This is a genomic window from Variovorax paradoxus, from assembly GCF_030815975.1.
Lineage (GTDB): Bacteria > Pseudomonadota > Gammaproteobacteria > Burkholderiales > Burkholderiaceae_C > Variovorax > Variovorax paradoxus_N.
The window spans coordinates 3,569,377-3,586,455 of the sequence record NZ_JAUSXL010000002.1 but is presented as its reverse complement, the minus strand read 5'-3'; the positions used below and the strand labels follow the sequence as shown (position 1 = coordinate 3,586,455).

Annotated in this window: 15 protein-coding genes; all 15 read right to left on the bottom strand. The window is 63.0% G+C overall.

Annotated elements, in window-relative coordinates; all coding sequences use genetic code 11:
* Positions 1 to 8: 8 nt before the first annotated feature.
* Positions 9 to 737, bottom strand: a complete 729-nt coding sequence (trbJ, locus tag QFZ47_RS20595) for a P-type conjugative transfer protein TrbJ (protein WP_307657389.1) — start codon at positions 735 to 737, stop codon at positions 9 to 11.
* Entirely contained in the window at positions 734 to 3,226 is a 2,493-nt protein-coding gene (gene trbE, locus QFZ47_RS20590; RefSeq protein WP_307657388.1) for a conjugal transfer protein TrbE, read from the bottom strand. The genes trbJ and trbE overlap by 4 nt, the downstream gene beginning before the upstream one ends.
* A gap of 30 nt (positions 3,227 to 3,256) precedes the next feature.
* The gene (locus QFZ47_RS20585; protein WP_307657387.1) at positions 3,257 to 3,541 is read right to left on the bottom strand and encodes a VirB3 family type IV secretion system protein; all 285 of its coding nucleotides are present in this window, start codon (positions 3,539 to 3,541) and stop codon (positions 3,257 to 3,259) included.
* The gene (locus QFZ47_RS20580) at positions 3,538 to 3,870 is read right to left on the bottom strand and encodes a TrbC/VirB2 family type IV secretion system protein (RefSeq protein ID WP_307657386.1); all 333 of its coding nucleotides are present in this window, start codon (positions 3,868 to 3,870) and stop codon (positions 3,538 to 3,540) included. The genes QFZ47_RS20585 and QFZ47_RS20580 overlap by 4 nt, the downstream gene beginning before the upstream one ends.
* A complete protein-coding gene (trbB, locus tag QFZ47_RS20575) occupies positions 3,867 to 4,847 on the bottom strand; it encodes a P-type conjugative transfer ATPase TrbB (protein WP_307658980.1) in 981 nt (326 codons plus the stop codon). Before trbB ends, QFZ47_RS20580 begins: the two co-directional genes overlap by 4 nt.
* A 61-nt stretch (positions 4,848 to 4,908) precedes the next feature.
* A complete protein-coding gene (locus tag QFZ47_RS20570; protein ID WP_307657385.1) occupies positions 4,909 to 5,379 on the bottom strand; it encodes a CopG family transcriptional regulator in 471 nt (156 codons plus the stop codon).
* The gene (locus QFZ47_RS20565) at positions 5,376 to 7,376 is read right to left on the bottom strand and encodes a conjugal transfer protein TraG (protein WP_307657384.1); all 2,001 of its coding nucleotides are present in this window, start codon (positions 7,374 to 7,376) and stop codon (positions 5,376 to 5,378) included. The genes QFZ47_RS20570 and QFZ47_RS20565 overlap by 4 nt, the downstream gene beginning before the upstream one ends.
* Before the next feature lie 256 nt (positions 7,377 to 7,632).
* Positions 7,633 to 8,520 (bottom strand): LysR family transcriptional regulator, encoded by an 888-nt coding sequence (locus QFZ47_RS20560; RefSeq protein ID WP_307657383.1) that lies wholly within the window; start codon positions 8,518 to 8,520, stop codon positions 7,633 to 7,635.
* Positions 8,521 to 8,797: 277 nt separating this feature from the next.
* Positions 8,798 to 10,003: a trans-sulfuration enzyme family protein gene (locus QFZ47_RS20555; protein ID WP_307657382.1), complete on the bottom strand. Its 1,206-nt coding sequence runs from the start codon at positions 10,001 to 10,003 to the stop codon at positions 8,798 to 8,800.
* Between the two features lie 63 nt (positions 10,004 to 10,066).
* Positions 10,067 to 10,807 (bottom strand): amino acid ABC transporter ATP-binding protein, encoded by a 741-nt coding sequence (locus QFZ47_RS20550; protein ID WP_307657381.1) that lies wholly within the window; start codon positions 10,805 to 10,807, stop codon positions 10,067 to 10,069.
* Positions 10,808 to 10,848: 41 nt separating this feature from the next.
* The gene (locus QFZ47_RS20545; RefSeq protein ID WP_307657380.1) at positions 10,849 to 11,967 is read right to left on the bottom strand and encodes an amino acid ABC transporter permease; all 1,119 of its coding nucleotides are present in this window, start codon (positions 11,965 to 11,967) and stop codon (positions 10,849 to 10,851) included.
* Position 11,968: 1 nt separating this feature from the next.
* Complete coding sequence (locus tag QFZ47_RS20540; protein ID WP_307657379.1) at positions 11,969 to 13,141, bottom strand: amino acid ABC transporter permease; 1,173 nt, start codon at positions 13,139 to 13,141, stop codon at positions 11,969 to 11,971.
* Between the two features lie 87 nt (positions 13,142 to 13,228).
* The gene (locus tag QFZ47_RS20535; protein WP_307657378.1) at positions 13,229 to 14,248 is read right to left on the bottom strand and encodes an amino acid ABC transporter substrate-binding protein; all 1,020 of its coding nucleotides are present in this window, start codon (positions 14,246 to 14,248) and stop codon (positions 13,229 to 13,231) included.
* Positions 14,249 to 14,516: 268 nt separating this feature from the next.
* A complete protein-coding gene (locus tag QFZ47_RS20530; protein ID WP_307657377.1) occupies positions 14,517 to 15,359 on the bottom strand; it encodes an aldolase in 843 nt (280 codons plus the stop codon).
* A 395-nt stretch (positions 15,360 to 15,754) separates the two neighbouring features.
* Positions 15,755 to 16,993: an alanine racemase gene (gene alr, locus QFZ47_RS20525; RefSeq protein WP_307657376.1), complete on the bottom strand. Its 1,239-nt coding sequence runs from the start codon at positions 16,991 to 16,993 to the stop codon at positions 15,755 to 15,757.
* Positions 16,994 to 17,079: the final 86 nt, after the last annotated feature.

Below are 17,079 nucleotides of genomic sequence, written 5' to 3'. Positions count from 1 at the left end.
GACGCCCCTCAGTTGCCGTAGAAGTTGACGCTGTAGGGCGTGTACGGCGTGCCGCTGCCCATGAAGCGCCGGCGCACCTCGCGCGCACGCTCCTGCACCGCCACCTGCCGCGCCTGCTCCAGCGCCGTGGCGCGGTCCTGCGTGATCTGCAGCTGCTGCGCCTGAATCGCCTGACGCGACTGCAGCGCCAGCAGCTGGTTGGTCGCCTGCATCGCCTGCAGGGCTCCCGTGGCCGACTGACTGCGGTTCACGAGGTCCGTGAGCGCCTGCTCGTCCGCCGCGAAGTTCTGCATCGCCTGCGACTGCACGTGGGTCGCCGTGCGCAGGGCTTCGAGCGAATGGCGCCAGCGCAAGCGCGCATCACCGACCATCTGCGCGCCCGACATGCCCGCCGAAAACGACTCCGGATAGAGGCGCTTGAACTCCTCTTCCATGCGCGAGACGTTGAAGGCCAGCCCCTGTGCCTGCTGGATCAGCTGGTTCGTGGCCGACAGGGTCGACCGGAGCTCGGACAGTGCGCTGAAGTCCAGGCTCGTCAGGTTTCTCGACTGATTCCTGAGCATCTCGGCCTGGTTCTGCAGCTGCTTGATCTGGTTGTTGATCTGCTCGAGGGTGTTCGCGGCCGTCATGATGTTCTGGATCAGATTGGTCGGATCGACGACGACCCATTGCGCGCGCGCAATGGGCATGGCGCCGAACCATGCGGCCGCGGCAATGACAAGGAAGCTCTTCTTCATGGCGATTTCTCCTGCGGTGTTGAGGATGGCGAAAACGAAGGGAGGAGGTCGGCGGCCCAGCCCAGGCCACGATGACGCAGCCAGGCCGCCGCGAAGACCGAAGGCATCCGCGCGAACGGCGACGCCAGCACCGACGCCTGCACGCGGTGGATCTCGCGCTGGTCATCGGGCGAGCCCGCGCCGGCAAACGCGAGCGCCACCGGTCCGAGCCTCAGTTCGAAGACCCGGTTGCCCAGCCGTGACTGGTAGTAGTAGTCGCGCTTGGGCTGCGCCGTGGCGACGATGTCGATCTGCCGGCTGTTGAGGCCAAAGCCCTCGTAGATCACCCGGATCTGCGGTTCGGTGGCCTGCGGGTTGGGCAGGAAGATCCGGCTCGCGCAACTCTCCACGATCGCCGGCGCGATGCTGGAGTTCTGGATGTCGGCCAGGCTCTGCGTGGCGAAGATGACTGAGACGTTCTTCTTGCGCAGCGTCTTGAGCCACTGCCGGATGCGCGCCGCGAACACCGGGTCGTCGAGGAACAGCCAGGCCTCGTCGAGGATCAGCAGCGTGGGCGCGCCGTCGAAGCGTTCGTCGAAGCGTGCGAAAAGGTACCCCAGCACGGCCAGCACCGCGGCCTTGCTGTGCATCAGCTCCTCCATCTCGAAACATTGGATGGAGGACGCGCCCAGCCGGTCCCGGTCCGCGTCCAGCAGTCGCCCGTGCGCGCCACCGAGCACATACGGCGCCAGCGCCTGGCGCAGGGTATTGGACTGCAGCAGCACGGCCAGGCCTGTCATCGTGCGTTGCTCCAGCGGCGCGGATGCAAGGCTGGCCATTGCCGACCACACCATCTCCCGCTCGGCCGGCCCGACCTCGAGGCCTTCCTGCCGAAGCCGTCCCTCCACCCACTCCGCCGCCCAGGTGCGGTACCCCTCCTGGTCGATGCGCGCCAGTGGCTGGAAAGCGATCTCGCCATCGGCCCCCAGGTCGTAATGCTCGCCGCCGAGCCCCAGGACCGTGGCGCGCATCGAGCGCCCCATGTCGAAGGCCAGAATGCGCGAGCCGGCATAGCGGCGGAACTGCAGCGCTAGCGTGGCGAGCAGCACCGACTTGCCCATGCCGGTCGGCCCGACGACGAGCGTGTGCCCGACGTCGCCGATGTGCGTGACCAGCCGGAACGGCGTCGCACCATCGGTGCGTGTGACGATCAGCGGCGGGCCATCGAGGTGCGCATTGCGCTCGGGCCCTGCCCACACGGCCGACACCGGCATCATGTGCGCGAGGTTCAACGTCGAGACGATGGGCTGGCGCACGTTCGCATACGCATGGCCCGGGATCGATGACAGCCAGGCCTCGACCGCGTTGAGCGTCTCGGGAATCGTGACGAAACCCCGGCCCTGGATCGCACGTTCCACCGCGCGCAGCTTCTCGTCGGCAACGGTGGCGTCGGCATCGAGCACGGTCACGGTAGCGGTCACAAAGCCGAAGGCCACCTGGTCGCTGCCCAGTTCCTGCAGCGCCGCGTCGGCATCCGCCGCCTTGTTCGAGGCGTCGGAGTCGACCAGCGCGCTCTCCTGCTGGAAGATGGTCTCGCGCAGCAGCGCGACGATGTTCTTGCGCTTGGCAAACCATTGCCGGCGCAGCCGCACGAGCTCCTTCTCCGCCTCGGCCTTGTCCAGGCACAGGAAGCGCGTGCTCCAGCGGTAGGCGAAGCCCAGGCGGTTCAGGTCGTCGAGCAGCCCCGGCCAGGTCGACGTCGGAAAGCCGCGCACCGACAGCACACGCAGGTGCAAGCGTCCGAGCATCGGCGCCAGCCCACCCGTCAGCGGTTCGTCGGCCAGCAGCGCATCGAGGTGCATCGGCACCTCGGGGACCGCGACCGCTTGCCGGCGCGTGGACACGCAGCCGTGCAGGTGGGTCAGCGTCTGCGCATCGTCGAGCCAGGCTATCTCCGGCATCACGCCTTCGAGCAGGCCGAGGAAGCGTTCGGTCTCGGCCACGAAGGAATCCAGCCGCCCTCCCCAATCCGTGCCGTTCGACTCCTTCGGTCCGCCCTTCCCACCCTTGCCTTCCGTCCCGGCGTTCTCGTAAAGCAGGCCCGCAGCGCGCGCCTTCGACTCCTCGGTCGGCAGGTACAGCAGCGTCAGGTGATAGCGGCTCTCGAAGTGGCTGGCGTCTTCCTCGAAGGCGGCGCGGCGCTCCTCGTCGACCAGCCAGGACAGAGCCTCGGGAAACGACGACTCCGGATAGCCGGCCGCCTCGCGCCGCTCGGCCTCCACGAACATCGCCCAGCCCGAACCGAGCCGGCGCAGCGCGTTGTTCAACCGCGCCGAGGTCGCGACGAGTTCGCCCTGCGTCGCGCTGTCCAGGTCCGGCCCGCGGAACCGGGCCGTGCGCTGGAACGATCCGTCCTTGTTGAGCACGACGCCAGGGGCGACCAGACCGGCCCAGGGCAGCCAGTCGGCCAGCAGCGCCGGTCGCTTGCGGTATTCGGCGAGGTTCAGCATGGCGTCTCCCCTGCTCGCTTCACGCATCCCCTAGACATCGAGAAGCGGCCGCTGCTTGATGTGCCGCGCGAAGACCTGCATGAACTGCGGATCGAGGCGCGCCCCCCAGACAGCCAGCGCGTGGCCGACGACCCAGAGCGCGATACCCGGCAGCCAGAGCTGCAGCCCCAGCCCCACGGCTGCGGCCAGCGTGCCGTTGGCGATCGCCACGGTGCGCGGCGCACCGCCCAGCAGGATCGGCTCGGTCAGCGACCGGTGCAGCGGAACCTCGAAGCCGGGCGAGAAGCCTGTTGAGAAAGCGGTCAATGTGCTCATGCCAGCACCGCCCCGCCAGAGAAGCTGAAGAAGGTTAGGAAGAAACTTGAAGCGGCGAACGCAATCGACAGGCCGAACACGATCTGGATCAACCGGCGGAAGCCTCCCGAGGTGTCGCCGAAGGCCAGCGTCAGGCCGGTCACGATGATGATGATCACCGCGACGATCTTGGCCACGGGTCCCTGGATCGAGTCGAGGATCGACTGTAGCGGCGCCTCCCAGGGCATGTTGGAGCCGGCTGCGTGCGCTGGCAGCGAGACGGCGAGCCAGAGCATTGCCGCTGCCGCCGCGTGCAGAAGCGGCTTTGCGGAACCGCGTGAAATCGTCATGGCGGTTCTCCAGAAGACGACGGGGTTGAAGGGGCAGGACGAGATGAAGAGAGCAAGGGAAAGCCAGGTACCACCGAGGTATCGAGCTGGTAGCCCTGGCTGTCGTGGCCGATGACGCGCGCGATCTCGCGCACCCGCCGGGCGCGGCCGCGGCCGGCGATGAAGACGATGACGTGGACCGCCTCGGCGATCAGGGCGCGCGGCACGGTCACGGAGACTTCCTGCACAAGCTGCTCCAGCCGCGTGAGCGCGCCCAGCGCGGAGCCGGCGTGCACGGTGGCAATGCCGCCAGGATGTCCGGTGCCCCAGGCCTTGAGCAGGTCCAGCGCCTCGGCGCCGCGCACCTCGCCGACCACGATGCGATCGGGCCGCAGCCGCAGGGTGGCGCGCACCAGGTCGGCCATGGTGGTCACGCCCGGTTCGCTGCGCATGCTCACGTGGTCGTCCGAACGGCATTGCAGCTCGACCGTGTCCTCGAGGATCAGCACGCGGTCGCGCGTCTCGGCGATCTCGTCGAGCAGCGCGTTCGCGAGGGTCGTCTTGCCCGTGCTGGTGCCGCCGGCCACGACGATGTTCAACCGCTCGCGCACCGCCTGCCGCAGGAATGCGGCTTGGTCTCCCGTCAGGATGCCGTCGGCCACGTACTGCGCCAGGCTCATGATGCGCAGCGCCCGCTTGCGGATCGCGAAGGACGGCGCGCGCACCACCGGCGGCAGCACGCCCAGAAAGCGCTCGCCGGTCTCGGGCAGCTCGGCCGAGAGGATCGGCAGGCCCGCATGCACCTCGGCGCGCACGTGCGTGGCGACCAGGCGGATGATGCGTTCGGCCACCGGTGACGGCAGTTTCGTGCCGGTGGGCGCAAGCCCGGTGCCAAGCCGATCCACCCACAGCGAACCGTCGGGGTTCAGCAGCACCTCGACCACCTCTGGGTCCTCGAGCGCGGCGGCGATCTCCGGTCCCATGGCCGTGCGCAGCATGCGGATGCGCCGGGCCGCGGCGCTGTCCGCGGCGCCGCCGGTCGACGAGCCGGAAGAAGGATCACGCGGCTGGACCATCAACGGCCTCCTCCGGTTCCTCCCGCCCTGCCTGCATCGGCACCGACTCGGGCTCGATCTCCTCATGAACTTCGCGCACCAGGCTGCGCCCGCGCTGGATGTGGCGCCCGAGCTGCTCGATGAACTGGGCAAAGCGGGCCCGCCCCTGCGCGCGGGCGGCGTCCTGCTGGCCCTCGGGCACCGGAATCGAGACGGTGAGGAAGTAGCGGACATAGAGCGCCACCGTCTCGATCAGCACGTTCTGGTCGCGCTCCAGCCGGTCGAACTGGCGCGAGAGTCGGTCCAGGCGCTTGGCGATCGCCGCCTCGCGCTGGTCGCCTCCGTCGGGTGACAGGAACGACGCCAACGCCGCGGCAACCACCGCAGACTTCGACACGCCCTTGTGCACCGCCAGTTGGTTCAACCGCTTGGCGTGCTCCGGCTCGACGAAGATGTTCAAACGGGTCCGACTCATAGAGCGATCCCGTCGTCAGGATCCAGCGCCGCGAGGCGCGCGGTACGCGTGAGTTGACGGTCCGCGTCTCTCGGGCGCAGAGGCACGTCGTCCTCGTCATCGAGCACCAGCAGTCCGTCCTCGTCCGGCGGCGCCGGCAGGTCGCGCAGGACCTCCAGCTCGGGCTTAAGCTGGTGGCCGCCCTCGTCGGCAAAGCCATCCGCATCGGCTGACGATAAATGCTCGGGAGCGATCAGCGGCACCAGTCCGCTCCAATCGTCCGGCCGTGTCGCAGGACGATCCGCGTAAAAGCCCAGAGCCAGCACCGGCGGCGCCAGCACACGCCGCGTGAAGTTGCGGTCCTGGTAGTAGCGCAGCTTCCTGGCCTTGATCGGCGGATGGCCCGAGACCATCACGACCGCCTCGTCTGACGGCAGCTGCATCACCTCGCCCGGCGTCAGCAATGGCCGCGCCGTCTCCTGGCGCGAGACCATCAGATGGCCCAGCCACGGCGCGAGCCGGTGCCCCGCGTAGTTGCGCTGCGCACGCAACTCGGTGGCCGTCCCCAGTGCCTCCGAGATGCGCTTGGCCGTGCGCTCGTCATTGGTGCCGAACGCAATGCGCACATGGCAGTTGTCGAGGATCGAGTGATTCAGGCCATAGGCCTTGTCGACCTGATTGAGAGACTGCGCGATCAGGAAAGCGCGAAGCTCGTATCCGGCCATGAACGCCAGCGCCGACTCGAAGAAGTCCAGCCGTCCCAGCGCCGGGAACTCGTCGAGCATCAGCAGCAGCTTGTGGAGGCGCGCGATGCCGTCAGATCCGTCGAGCGATTCGGTGAGACGTCGGCCGATCTGGTTGAGGATCAGGCGGATCAGCGGCTTGGTACGGCTGATGTCCGATGGCGGGACGACCAGGTACAGCGAAATGGGATGAGATGCAGAGATCAGGTCCGCGATGCGCCAGTCGCAGCGCGACGTGACCTCGGCCACCGTCGGGTCGCGGTACAGGCCCAGAAAGCTCATCGCGGTGGACAGCACGCCGGAGCGCTCGTTGTCACTCTTGTTGAGCACCTCGCGAGCGGCCGAGGCAACGACCGGATGAACTGCATCGCTCAGGTGCCGTGTCGTCATCATGCGATGTAGCGTGACCTCGAAAGGGCATGCGGGATCGGACAGGAAATTGGCGACGCCGCGCAGCGTTTTGTCCTCACCCGCGTAGAGCACATGCAGGATCGCGCCGACCAGCAACGCATGCGAAGTCTTCTCCCAGTGGTTGCGCCGTTCCAGCGCACCCTCAGGATCGACCAGGATGTCCGCGATGTTCTGCACGTCGCGGACCTCGTGCATGCCGCGCCGCACTTCGAGCAGCGGGTTGTAGGCAGCCGAGCGCGCATCGGTCGGGTTGAACAGCAGACAGTGCGAGAAGCGCGCACGCCAGCCGGCCGTGAGATTCCAGTTCTCGCCCTTGATGTCGTGGATCACGGCCGAGCCGGGCCAGGACAGCAGCGTCGGCACCACAAGCCCGACGCCCTTGCCGGATCGCGTGGGCGCGAAGGCCATCACATGTTCAGGACCGTCATGGCGCAGATAGGCTCCGCTCTTGTCCGAAGTCTTGCCGAGGAACACACCTGCCGGCTTCGTCAGGCCGGCCTTGGCGATCTCCTCGCACTCAGCCCAGCGGGCGGAGCCGTAGGTCGTGACGCGCTTTGTGAGGCGTGAGCGCCACACGGCCATGCCGATGGCGGCTCCTGTGGCGAGCACCCCGCTCGAAGCAGCGATGAGACTGCCTCGCTCGAAAACCTTGGGCGCATAGGCATCGTAGAAGTACCACCACTCGAACAGCTGCCATGGCCGGTAGACCGGTAATTCTGCGACTACGAACCAAGGAGAACCGAGGCGCGGTTGGTAACCCAACGCCTGCGCCGTCCACTGCGTGGCGGTCCATATGCCGGCGAGCGCAACGCCGAGCACCACAATCATTTGTCCGAACAGGATGCCGCTGGCCGACGTCGGCATGAACTATCTCCAGTTTGATTGGTGAGGCGCCGAACGGCACTTCTTCGACAAGTTTCGGCTCGCAGGCAAGAAGCGCCCACCCACCGGAGCGTGGCAGGGCGTAGATTGGCATAAGCACAGCTCGAGCATGACGGAAGGCGAAAGAACACAGCCGGCATAGCGCGGCATGCCCGCGATCAGCATCGCAATAATCGGCATCACGGTCCATGGCCATCGACGCGAGCGACACTCGCATCAAAGGCGGGCTGGCCAGTGCCTAGTGGAGTGCCCTGATGTTCGACAGGAACCGCCCAACAACCTCGGGAAGCTCCGGCCGTAACCGCTTGCGGACCGCGTAGGTCGTGATGCGAATGTCCTCTGCCAGAGGCACCATGACGATGTCTTTACGGCAGAGCGTTTCCATATGGCCGGCGTCAGCGACTCCCACGCCCATGCCTGCAGACACGCGTATGACATAGCCGGCCAACGTATGTGCCTCGCCCGAAATAATGGGTCTTGCGGCGTACTGCCGACGAACGACATCCATCTGGCGACGCAGGCCGGGCAGGCGATCGAGACGACAGGCAATCATGGGAAAGCGCAGAAGTTCGGAGATTGGCAGGACCCCACGTCCGGACAGCGGGTGATCGGCCTGGAGAATTGCGACCAGCGGGTACGACCACGCCTCTTCGTGCGCAATCGTTTCGTCGTCTGGCAAGCCAAAGGAGAATCCCACATCCACCTCCTCCCGCTTCAATGCGCCGAGCAATTCCGCCGCGCTCATCTCGGCGAGCTCGAGTGGAGCATCTGGATGAAATGTTCGCCACGCCGAAATGCATTCCGTCAATCTGGGCTGAGCAATGCCATCCGCAACACCGACGCGCAACGGCGGCCGGTACTGGGAATCGGTCTTACGCACTACGCTCCTGATTCTCTCCAGCCGGACGAACAGATGACGGGCATGGTGAAGTAGCTTCTCGCCCGCAGGAGTCAGCGCCAGCTTCCGCGCCGAACGGTCCAGTAGTCTGACGCCGAGCTTGCCCTCCAGGTCGCGGATGGAGCGTGACAAGGGTGTCTGGTCGATGTGAACACGCTCTGCAGCCTTTCGAAAATTAAGTTCTTCGGCAATGGCGACGAAATAGCGAAGATGGCGAAGTTCAAGCATCGTGGCTCAATGCGCTCCCATAAAAACATGGTTACTCATTTCTCGGCGTTCAACGCGGATCAGGACCCGACCGAGCAACAACTCCAAATGAACTCACACATCACCGTGCGCGTCGAGGCTTCGGGACATTAAAGAGGCCGCCTGCTCTTCGTCCTCGGGAGGGCCAGACGCCCTCCGACGCAGAGAGCAGAAGATCTCTGTTCACCACCTCAAAGGTTGCCGACATATCTTTCTTGCTGCCGGCTCATTTCCCCGAGACGCGAATCTGCCGGCCGGTCTACCGAATCGATTCGAGTGCTTGTCGCAAGTCGTTAATGATGTCGTCAGTGTCTTCCAGTCCGACAGAAAGCCGGATCAGGTCCATGGTGACGCCGGCGCTGAGACGTGCCTGTGGCTCGACCTTTTGCCGGGCTTTGATCAGTGTCCCCGGGTGGGTGATCAGGGTCTCTGTGTCACCCAGGCTGATGGCGCGTGACACCAACTTCAGGTTGTCGATCATCTGGATGGCGCCCTCGAGCCCACTATGCAACTCGAAAGAGAGCATGCCACCACCGCGGCTCATCTGAGTCTTGGCCAACTCGTAGTCGGCACCGCCTTCGAGAAAGGGATAGCGCACGAGCTTGACGGCCGGGTGTGCATTCAGCATCCCGGCGATCTTCAGTGCGCTCTCGCTGTGCTGGCGCATGCGCAGCGTCAAGGTCTTAAGACCGCGCAGCACGAGGAAACACAGCAGAGGGGACAAGGTGGCGCCAGTCATGTACTTCAAACCGACCGAACGTATTTTCTTGATGGTCGCCAAGTCACCGAGTACGACGCCTGCCAGCAGGTCGCCGTGGCCGTTGATGTACTTCGTCATTGAATGCACGACGAGGTCTGCACCATGCTCAAGCGTTCGTTGCAGCGCCGGCGATGCGAAGGTGGCATCCACCATCACCTTGACGTCGGCCCTGGTGTGGGCCACGTCCGCAAGCGCCCTGATGTTCAAAAGCTGCGCTGTCGGATTGACGGGTGTCTCGAAATAGACCAAGCGCGTCTTTTCGGAGAGGGCCTGTCGGAGGTTGTCAGGCTGTGTGAGATCGATCTTCCTGACCTTGATGCCCAAGCGCGGGAGGCCCTCGTCGACTAGCGATGTGGCCGTGGAATACATGGTGTGGTGCACGATCAACTCGTCGCCGACGGACAGGAGCGTCAGCAGCGTCGAGCAGATGGCGCCCATACCCGAGCCTGTGGCCAACGCCGCTTCGGCCCCTTCCAGATTGGCGAGGCGGGTCTCCAAGAGGTGCTGGGTAGGGTTGTGCTGTCGGCCGTAGACATAGCGCTCGCTCTCGCCCGAGAACACTGCCGCGGCATCCGCGGTGTTGTCGAACGCGAACGTCGACGTCATGTAGATCGGAGGCGACACGGCGCCGTACGGGTCCGACGCGTCGTGCCCATGGTGAAGAGCGCGTGTCTGAAATCCGAACTCGGAAGCGTTGTCCTGCATGTCAAAGTCTTTCTGGAGAGTTGCAAATGGTCTGTGCTCGCTCAGAGGCAGCAAAACTGCCCGCTAGTGCACGATCTGATCGAGAAACTGACGGGCGCGATCAGTCTGCGGGTTGCCGAAGAAGCGCTCCGGAACGTTCTGCTCCACGATCTCTCCCTGGTCCATGAAGATGACGCGATCGGCGACCTTGCGCGCGAACCCCATCTCGTGCGTTACACACAGCATGGTCATCTTGGTCTCCTGCGCAAGAGTGATCATGACGTCGAGCACTTCCTTGACCATCTCTGGATCCAGTGCCGACGTCGGCTCATCGAACAACATGATCTTCGGCGCCATGCACAGCGACCGGGCGATGGCCACGCGCTGCTGCTGTCCTCCCGACAACTGCCCCGGGTACTTGTGTGCCTGCTCCGGGATTCGCACGCGCTCAAGGTACTTCATCGCCTGTGCTTGTGCCTCTGCCAGGGGCTTCTTGAGGACCCAGGTCGGACCCAGCGTGAGATTCTCCAGGACCGTGAGGTGTGGGAAGAGATTGAAGTGCTGAAAAACCATTCCAACGTCACGCCGAACCGCCTCGATGCGCTTCAGGTCGTTGATCAACTCGGTGCCGTCGACGGTGATAGCGCCCGTTTGATGCTCTTCCAGTCGATTGATACAGCGGATCAGGGTGGATTTGCCCGACCCCGACGGGCCGCAGATCACGATTCGTTCTCCACGAGATACGGAGAGGTCGACGTCACGGAGGACGTGGAAGTCGCCGTACCATTTGTTGACTTTTTGAAGACTGACGATTGCGTCGCTCATCCTTGAATCCTTTGCTGTGTGACTAAGATGTGCTCGTCTGCCTATCGGTTGGTCGTAGCATCGTGGCCACGTGCCAACCCGCGCTCGAGCGAGCGGCTGTATCTTGAGATTGAAAAGCAGAACAAGAAGTAGATGAAGCCGATGAAGAGATAGGCTTCAACGGCAAAGCCGGTCCAGGCCGGGTCCGCCAGTGCGGCCTTGGCGGCCTGGGTGAGATCGAAGATCCCGATGATTACCACCAGTGATGTGTCCTTGAACAGGGCAATGAAAGTGCTGACCAGAGGAGGAATGACCACCTTCAACGCTTGCGGCAGAACGATCTTGCGCATCTGCTGCCAATACGTCAGACCCAGCGACTCGGCGCCTTCATACTGCCCTTTTGGAATTGACTGGAGCCCACCCCGCACGATCTCAGCGATGTAGGCTGCAGCGAAGAGGATGATGGCGATCTGTGCCCGCAGGAGCTTGTCGATGGAGAAACCCTCGGGCAGGAACAGCGGCAGCATCACGGAGGACATGAACAGCAGGCTGATCAAGGGAACACCACGAATCAACTCGATGTAGCCCACGCACAAGGCCTTGATCGCAGGCATTCGTGATCGCCGGCCCAGCGCCAGCAGCACGCCCAGGGGAAACGCAAACGCAATGCCGAAGGTCGAGAGGATCAGCGTCAGCGGCAGGCCGCCCCACCGGACGTTCTCGACAAAGCTCAGCCCCACCACGCCTCCCCACATCAGGATTGCGACAGCCGCTAATACAGCGGGCCATACCATCAGCAATCCACGGCCCTGGAAGCGCCGGATACAGGTGAAGACAATGGTCGCAATCAGGAGCATCGTCGCCAGCAAGGGGCGCCATTGCTCATCGTAGGGATAAGTGCCGAACAGGATGATGCGGTGTTTCTCTCGAATGAAAGCCCAACAAGCCCCGCCAGCTGCCCGGCAGAATTGCGCGTCGGGTGCCCGGAAGCTAGCCTTGACAAGAAGCCAGTCCAGCAAGGAAGGGGCAACCATCACCAGCAACCACACCAGCAGCAAGGTGGCTAGCGCACTCGACGGCGAATAGAACAGCCGCCGGCGCAGCGATTCCCAGAGGGTCACGCGGATCGATGGTGGTTTGGCTGAAGCAACGGGACTGAGCGCTCGATGCGCGTTATGCATGTCAACGCTCCACCAGCGCGATGCGCTTGTTGTACCAGTTCATGAGAAGAGACACAGCCAAACTGACGGTCATGTAGGCACCCATGATGATCAGGATGCCCTCGATGGCCTGGCCGGTCTGGTTCAGCGTCGTGTTCACGACCGCCACCAAGTCCGGATAGCCGATGGCCACGGCCAGGGAGCTGTTCTTGATCAGATTGAGGTACTGGCTGGTGGTCGGGGGCACGATGACGCGCAGGGCTTGGGGAAGTATCACAAGGCGCAGCACGCGACCGCGTGGCAAGCTCAGCGACTGTGCTGCCTCCCATTGGCCTCGGTCGACCGCCTGAATGCCCGCGCGAACGATTTCCGCGATGAACCCTGCCGTATAGGTGATCAATCCCACCAGCAAGGCAAATAGCTCGGGCGAAAGCGCCCAGCCACCTTCGAAATTGAAGCCCGTGCGGTGAGGCACCTCGACATGCATTTCCTGCCCTGTGAGCATCCATCCGGCCAACGGCAAGGCCAGGCACAGTCCCGCCAACCACGGCCAGAATCGATACTGTTTGCCGGTCGTGCGCTGAGCAACGCGCTGGCCACGGGCGATCAAGGCACTCGCGAGCAGCGCCAGGCCCAAGGCAATCGCAACTGCGAGAACAGAAGGGCCCTCGATCGAGGGTATGAGCAGTCCTCGGTTCGACATGTACACACCCGGCAGCGGATGTAGTGCCGAACGAGTGCCTGGCAGGAGCTCGACAACGATGGCGTACCAGATCAGCAGCTGCAGCAGCAACGGCACATTGCGGATGAACTCCACGTAGCACGAGGCAAGACGGGACACCAGCCAGTTCGATGAAAGTCTTGCGATGCCGATGACGACACCCAGGATTGTGGCAAACACAAGGCCGATCACCGACACGCGCAACGTATTGACGATACCGACGAGGATGGCGCGCCGATAGGTGTCCGAAGGAGAATAGGCGATCACGGACTCGCCGATGGCAAAGCCGGCTTCGCGGTCGAGGAAACCGAAGCCAGTGGCTATATTGCGCATGGCGAGGTTGTGCAGCGTGTTCGAGATGAGATACCACGCGGCGAGAGCCACCAAGCCAACCACGATGATTTGATAGAGGATGGCCCTGAACTCCGGGTGTTGCCACGAGAGCCGGAGTCGAACGCGTTGGGGGGATGTCATAGTCTTATGCTGGAGCTTCGATCGGAGGACGACGGGCGCCCCCGGCACCACTTAACGGTGGAATCAGGGGCGGCACACGTCGCGTCTTCAGCGGATCGGCCAGCCGTACATCAAACCGCCTTTGTTATAGAGCGCATTCAGGCCGCGATCGAGTTTCATCGGACTTGCTGCGCCGAGACTACGATCGAATATCTCACCGTAGTTGCCGACCTGCTTGATGATGTTGTAGGCCCACTTGTCATCCAGGCCCAGTCCCTTGCCCATGCCCGGGGTGGTGCCGAGAATGCGCTGAATGTGCGGTGCAGTGTTGGACTTGACCACCTCATCTACGTTTTTGGAGGTGAGGTTGTATTCCTCGGCCTCGAGCAACGCGTTGAGCGACCATCGGACCACGTTGAACCAGGCCTCGTCACCTTGGCGCACCATCGGTCCCAGCGGCTCCTTGGAAAGCGCTTCCGGCAGAATCACATACTTGTCCGCGTTGCCATAGTTGATGCGGGCGAGCGCCAACTGCGACTTGTCCATCGTGATGCCATCGCAGCGGCCCGAGGCAAACGCGCGTTTGATCTCGTCCACCGTGTCGAGCAACACCGGTTTGAAGGACATCTTGAGGCCACGGAACCAGTCGGTGAGGTTCAGCTCGGTTGTCGTTCCGGGAAGCACGCAGATGGTCGCCCCCGCGAGGTTCTTGGCGCTGGTGACATTGGCGTCCTTGGTGACCATGATGCCTTGGCTGTCGTAGAAATTCACTCCGACGCCGATGAGGCCCAAGGTGGTATCGCGGGACATCGTTTGTGTCGTGTTGCGCGTCAGAACATCCACTTCGCCGGATTGCAATGCGGTAAAGCGGGCTTGGGTGGTCAGGGGTACGACCTTGAACTTCTTCGCGTCGCCGAACATGGCTGCAGCGATCGCGCGGCATGTGTCTACGTCGATGCCCTGCCACTCACCCTTGCCGTCAGTGAAGGCGAAGCCAGGCAAGTTGGTGGATACGCCGCATTGCACGAATCCGCGCTTTTTGACTGCTTCAAATGTCTGGCCGGCTTGGGCGATGCCAGCGAGGCACAGGCTCAGGACGGCGGTCGCGGCGATGTGTACGATTTTCATGAATGTCTCCTTGTTGATTGTGGGTAAGCGAGGACCGGGAGGTACTCGAGTACATCTAGGGAAAAGCGCGGCACCTAGGACTTGTTTATTTGTCTCCTCTCTCAGGGTGGTCCGCACGAATAGGGCCCAATCGAAGTTCATCGAGAATAGTGGTCGATGAACCGCTTGCGAATCAGCTCTCGTGGCGTTCTGCTGTCGATCTGATAGCTGCTGGAAGAGGGTTGCATCACTTCAACTGAAGCGTGAGGTACCGCGGCGGCCTAACGCATCAGTCGACCCGAAGGGATGCGGTGTTCCGCGGAGAATCCGCCTCCGCTGCATGGTCGGAACGGCTCAAAAGCGATCTCGGCGCTCCGTGCGTTTGCCTGCACCAATAGTCGAAGGTGCTGTTGACGATGGAGGGCTTGAGCAGGTAGTCGTGGGCTTCTCGCGCCAGAGAATCGTCCACCGGCGTCAATGCACCGAACGCTGCTTGGGCGCGGATCTGCATACGAGCCGCGCGCTCAAGGTAGACAGATAGGTACGTGGCCTCCTGAATGGTCTTTCCGGCAGTCAGGTAGCCGTGGTGGGCCAGGATGATCGCGCGCTTGCTGCCGAGGGCGCCGGAGATCATGACGCCTTCGTCATCAGCGATCGGGACGCCGGGCCAGTCGGGCAGAAATGCACAGTCTTCATGCAAAGGGGTCATGTCCATCTGTGCAATGACCAGCGGCTGCCGGGCTGCTGCCAGTGCAGATGCCCACGGTGAATGGGTGTGGATGATCGACTGCACATCGGGTCGTGCACGGTAGACCCATAGATGGAAGCGGGTGGCAGGATTGGGCATTCCAGTTCCGGTCAAGGTATTCAGGTCCCCATCGACCTCGATGAAGTCATCCGGCGTTGCTTCATCAAAACCCAGGCCGAATCGCAGAGTCCAGTACGCACCCTCGCGCTCCGAACGCGCGCTGATCTGGCCTGCCAGACCGGCTTCTTGTCCTGTCATGGCCAGGATTCGACAGGCGTACGCGAGCGTCTCCTTCATATCCCGGCTCGGCGTGCTCAGGTGCTTCGCCATCTCCCGAGTCGCTCGGTCGTCGAAGTAGTTCTTGGGGCGCAGGTTCTCAGTCATGGGTGGTTTCTCCGGATTTACGATCCTCGGGACATAAAGCGCTGCCGTCAGATGACACAAAGTATCCTGGCTGAACTCAACCGATGCCATGCATTGCGCGGCATAGCAGCTATAAGCCCTCGCCAAGGGCATAGGAAGGAGCGCCGCTGACAGGGCCGGTCTGTAGGCCAACCCCCGTTTCTGGACGTCTCGCGGCCGTGGCCCAAATGGTTGCTAGTAGCGGAGCCGTCGAATGATCAAGCCAGACATGCCGTGGCTCGGTCAGGCCTCGAAGCCCAGAAATAGCTCTGTGCGAAGTTCATTTGATGTCTACCGGCGATGTGGTAGGCCCAAGAAGCCATCGCTCGGCCTGGTTCGACCAATCACCGGCAGAATCCGCGTCGAGCGTAGTTCGTTCAGCGCTGAGCGGAGCGCTTTGAAACCTGCGTTCTTGGATTGACGCTCCAGCGGGTCGTCATCTCGACCATTGACTCTTTGATGTACTTCTGGAGCTCGTCGCCTTGTATGGCCTGCCCCCCCTGCGATCCATAGAGGACGACTTCATCATTGGCTTGGATGTCGGGAAAATCAGTCACGTCGGCCATCAGCGTGTTCATCGTGATGGCGCCGACGATGGGGACCCGATGTCCACGGATCAGCACGTCTCCGCCGGAGTAGACCTTCCGATGACTGTCCGCATAACCGACGGGGATGTTGGCCAGCCGCGAGTCACGCCGCAGGACGTATGTGTGGTTGTACGTCACACCGGTGTTGGCCATGTATTCGTTGACCACGGCCACCCGCGACTTGAAAGACAAAAGCTTGGCGAACTGCGGGTAGCTGGAGTAGCCGTAGAGCACCCGGCCTGGGCGGATCATGTCGAAATGGCTCTCCGGCACCTCCATGGTTGCATAGGAGTTGGCGGCATGCAGCGTAATGTCCTGCCGTTTCAATCCAGCGGTACGGATCAGCCATTCGGCATCCTGTCCGAACTCGCGCGACTGCTCCCTCACCTTCTCCCGATCTTCGAGCGCAAAGTGGGTCATGATGCCCACCGGCTGTAGACCAGGCAGCTTCAGGATGTCCACCGCTTGCTGACGACTTCGCTCATTGCGCATCTCGACACCATTGCGATCCATTTGTCCCGAGTTGATCGCCAGGTGAATGCGGACTGTCACATTGCGGCGCCCTGCTTCCTGAGCCAAAGCGCGCGCCGCGTCGACGTTGCCTATCAGTTCCTCGAAGCCAAAGTCGAAACCCTTGACCATTTCCGGAAGTGATGCTGCACGCAGGCGCAGCAGCCGGCCCTTGAAGCCACTCCGCCGGACCAGCAAACCTTCTTCGTTACTGGCGACACCCACACAGGTGATGCCCATGCTGATGACCGAAGGCATTAGCAAGTCGAGGCCATGCCGATAGGCATCCCCCTTCATCGTCGCGCAGATCTGAGGTCCGGATCCCACATGCGCTCTCAGTTGCTCAATATTCTTCTCGAACTTGTCCGAATCCACTTCGATCCAGGCATTGGACCAATTCTGGACGTCGGCGCCAAACACGGCAACTGGAGACGGCCTCGTGGACGCGTCGGTCATAGCGCAACCGGAGATTGCGATGACGATCGCTGAGAGTACCAGCGACTCGAGGGGATGCTTCATTTGAGATGTCTCCATCGGATTGGAACCGATGGCATTTGCCGGACCGCAATGCCATCTGACGGAGAGTGTCGATCCCGCTCAGCTAA

Excerpts from the sequence above, each read along its gene's own strand:
- trbB (WP_307658980.1), bottom strand. The coding sequence starts at position 4,847 with ATGCTGCGCACGGCCATGGGACCGGAGATCGCCGCCGCGCTCGAGGAC.
- trbE (WP_307657388.1), bottom strand. The coding sequence starts at position 3,226 with ATGCTGAACCTCGCCGAATACCGCAAGCGACCGGCGCTGCTGGCCGAC.
- QFZ47_RS20550 (WP_307657381.1), bottom strand. The coding sequence starts at position 10,807 with ATGAGCGACGCAATCGTCAGTCTTCAAAAAGTCAACAAATGGTACGGC.
- QFZ47_RS20545 (WP_307657380.1), bottom strand. The coding sequence starts at position 11,967 with ATGCATAACGCGCATCGAGCGCTCAGTCCCGTTGCTTCAGCCAAACCA.
- QFZ47_RS20540 (WP_307657379.1), bottom strand. The coding sequence starts at position 13,141 with ATGACATCCCCCCAACGCGTTCGACTCCGGCTCTCGTGGCAACACCCG.
- alr (WP_307657376.1), bottom strand. The coding sequence starts at position 16,993 with ATGAAGCATCCCCTCGAGTCGCTGGTACTCTCAGCGATCGTCATCGCA.
- trbJ (WP_307657389.1), bottom strand. The coding sequence starts at position 737 with ATGAAGAAGAGCTTCCTTGTCATTGCCGCGGCCGCATGGTTCGGCGCC.
- QFZ47_RS20560 (WP_307657383.1), bottom strand. The coding sequence starts at position 8,520 with ATGCTTGAACTTCGCCATCTTCGCTATTTCGTCGCCATTGCCGAAGAA.
- QFZ47_RS20585 (WP_307657387.1), bottom strand. The coding sequence starts at position 3,541 with ATGAGCACATTGACCGCTTTCTCAACAGGCTTCTCGCCCGGCTTCGAG.
- QFZ47_RS20555 (WP_307657382.1), bottom strand. The coding sequence starts at position 10,003 with ATGCAGGACAACGCTTCCGAGTTCGGATTTCAGACACGCGCTCTTCAC.
- QFZ47_RS20535 (WP_307657378.1), bottom strand. The coding sequence starts at position 14,248 with ATGAAAATCGTACACATCGCCGCGACCGCCGTCCTGAGCCTGTGCCTC.
- QFZ47_RS20570 (WP_307657385.1), bottom strand. The coding sequence starts at position 5,379 with ATGAGTCGGACCCGTTTGAACATCTTCGTCGAGCCGGAGCACGCCAAG.
- QFZ47_RS20565 (WP_307657384.1), bottom strand. The coding sequence starts at position 7,376 with ATGCCGACGTCGGCCAGCGGCATCCTGTTCGGACAAATGATTGTGGTG.
- QFZ47_RS20530 (WP_307657377.1), bottom strand. The coding sequence starts at position 15,359 with ATGACTGAGAACCTGCGCCCCAAGAACTACTTCGACGACCGAGCGACT.
- QFZ47_RS20580 (WP_307657386.1), bottom strand. The coding sequence starts at position 3,870 with ATGACGATTTCACGCGGTTCCGCAAAGCCGCTTCTGCACGCGGCGGCA.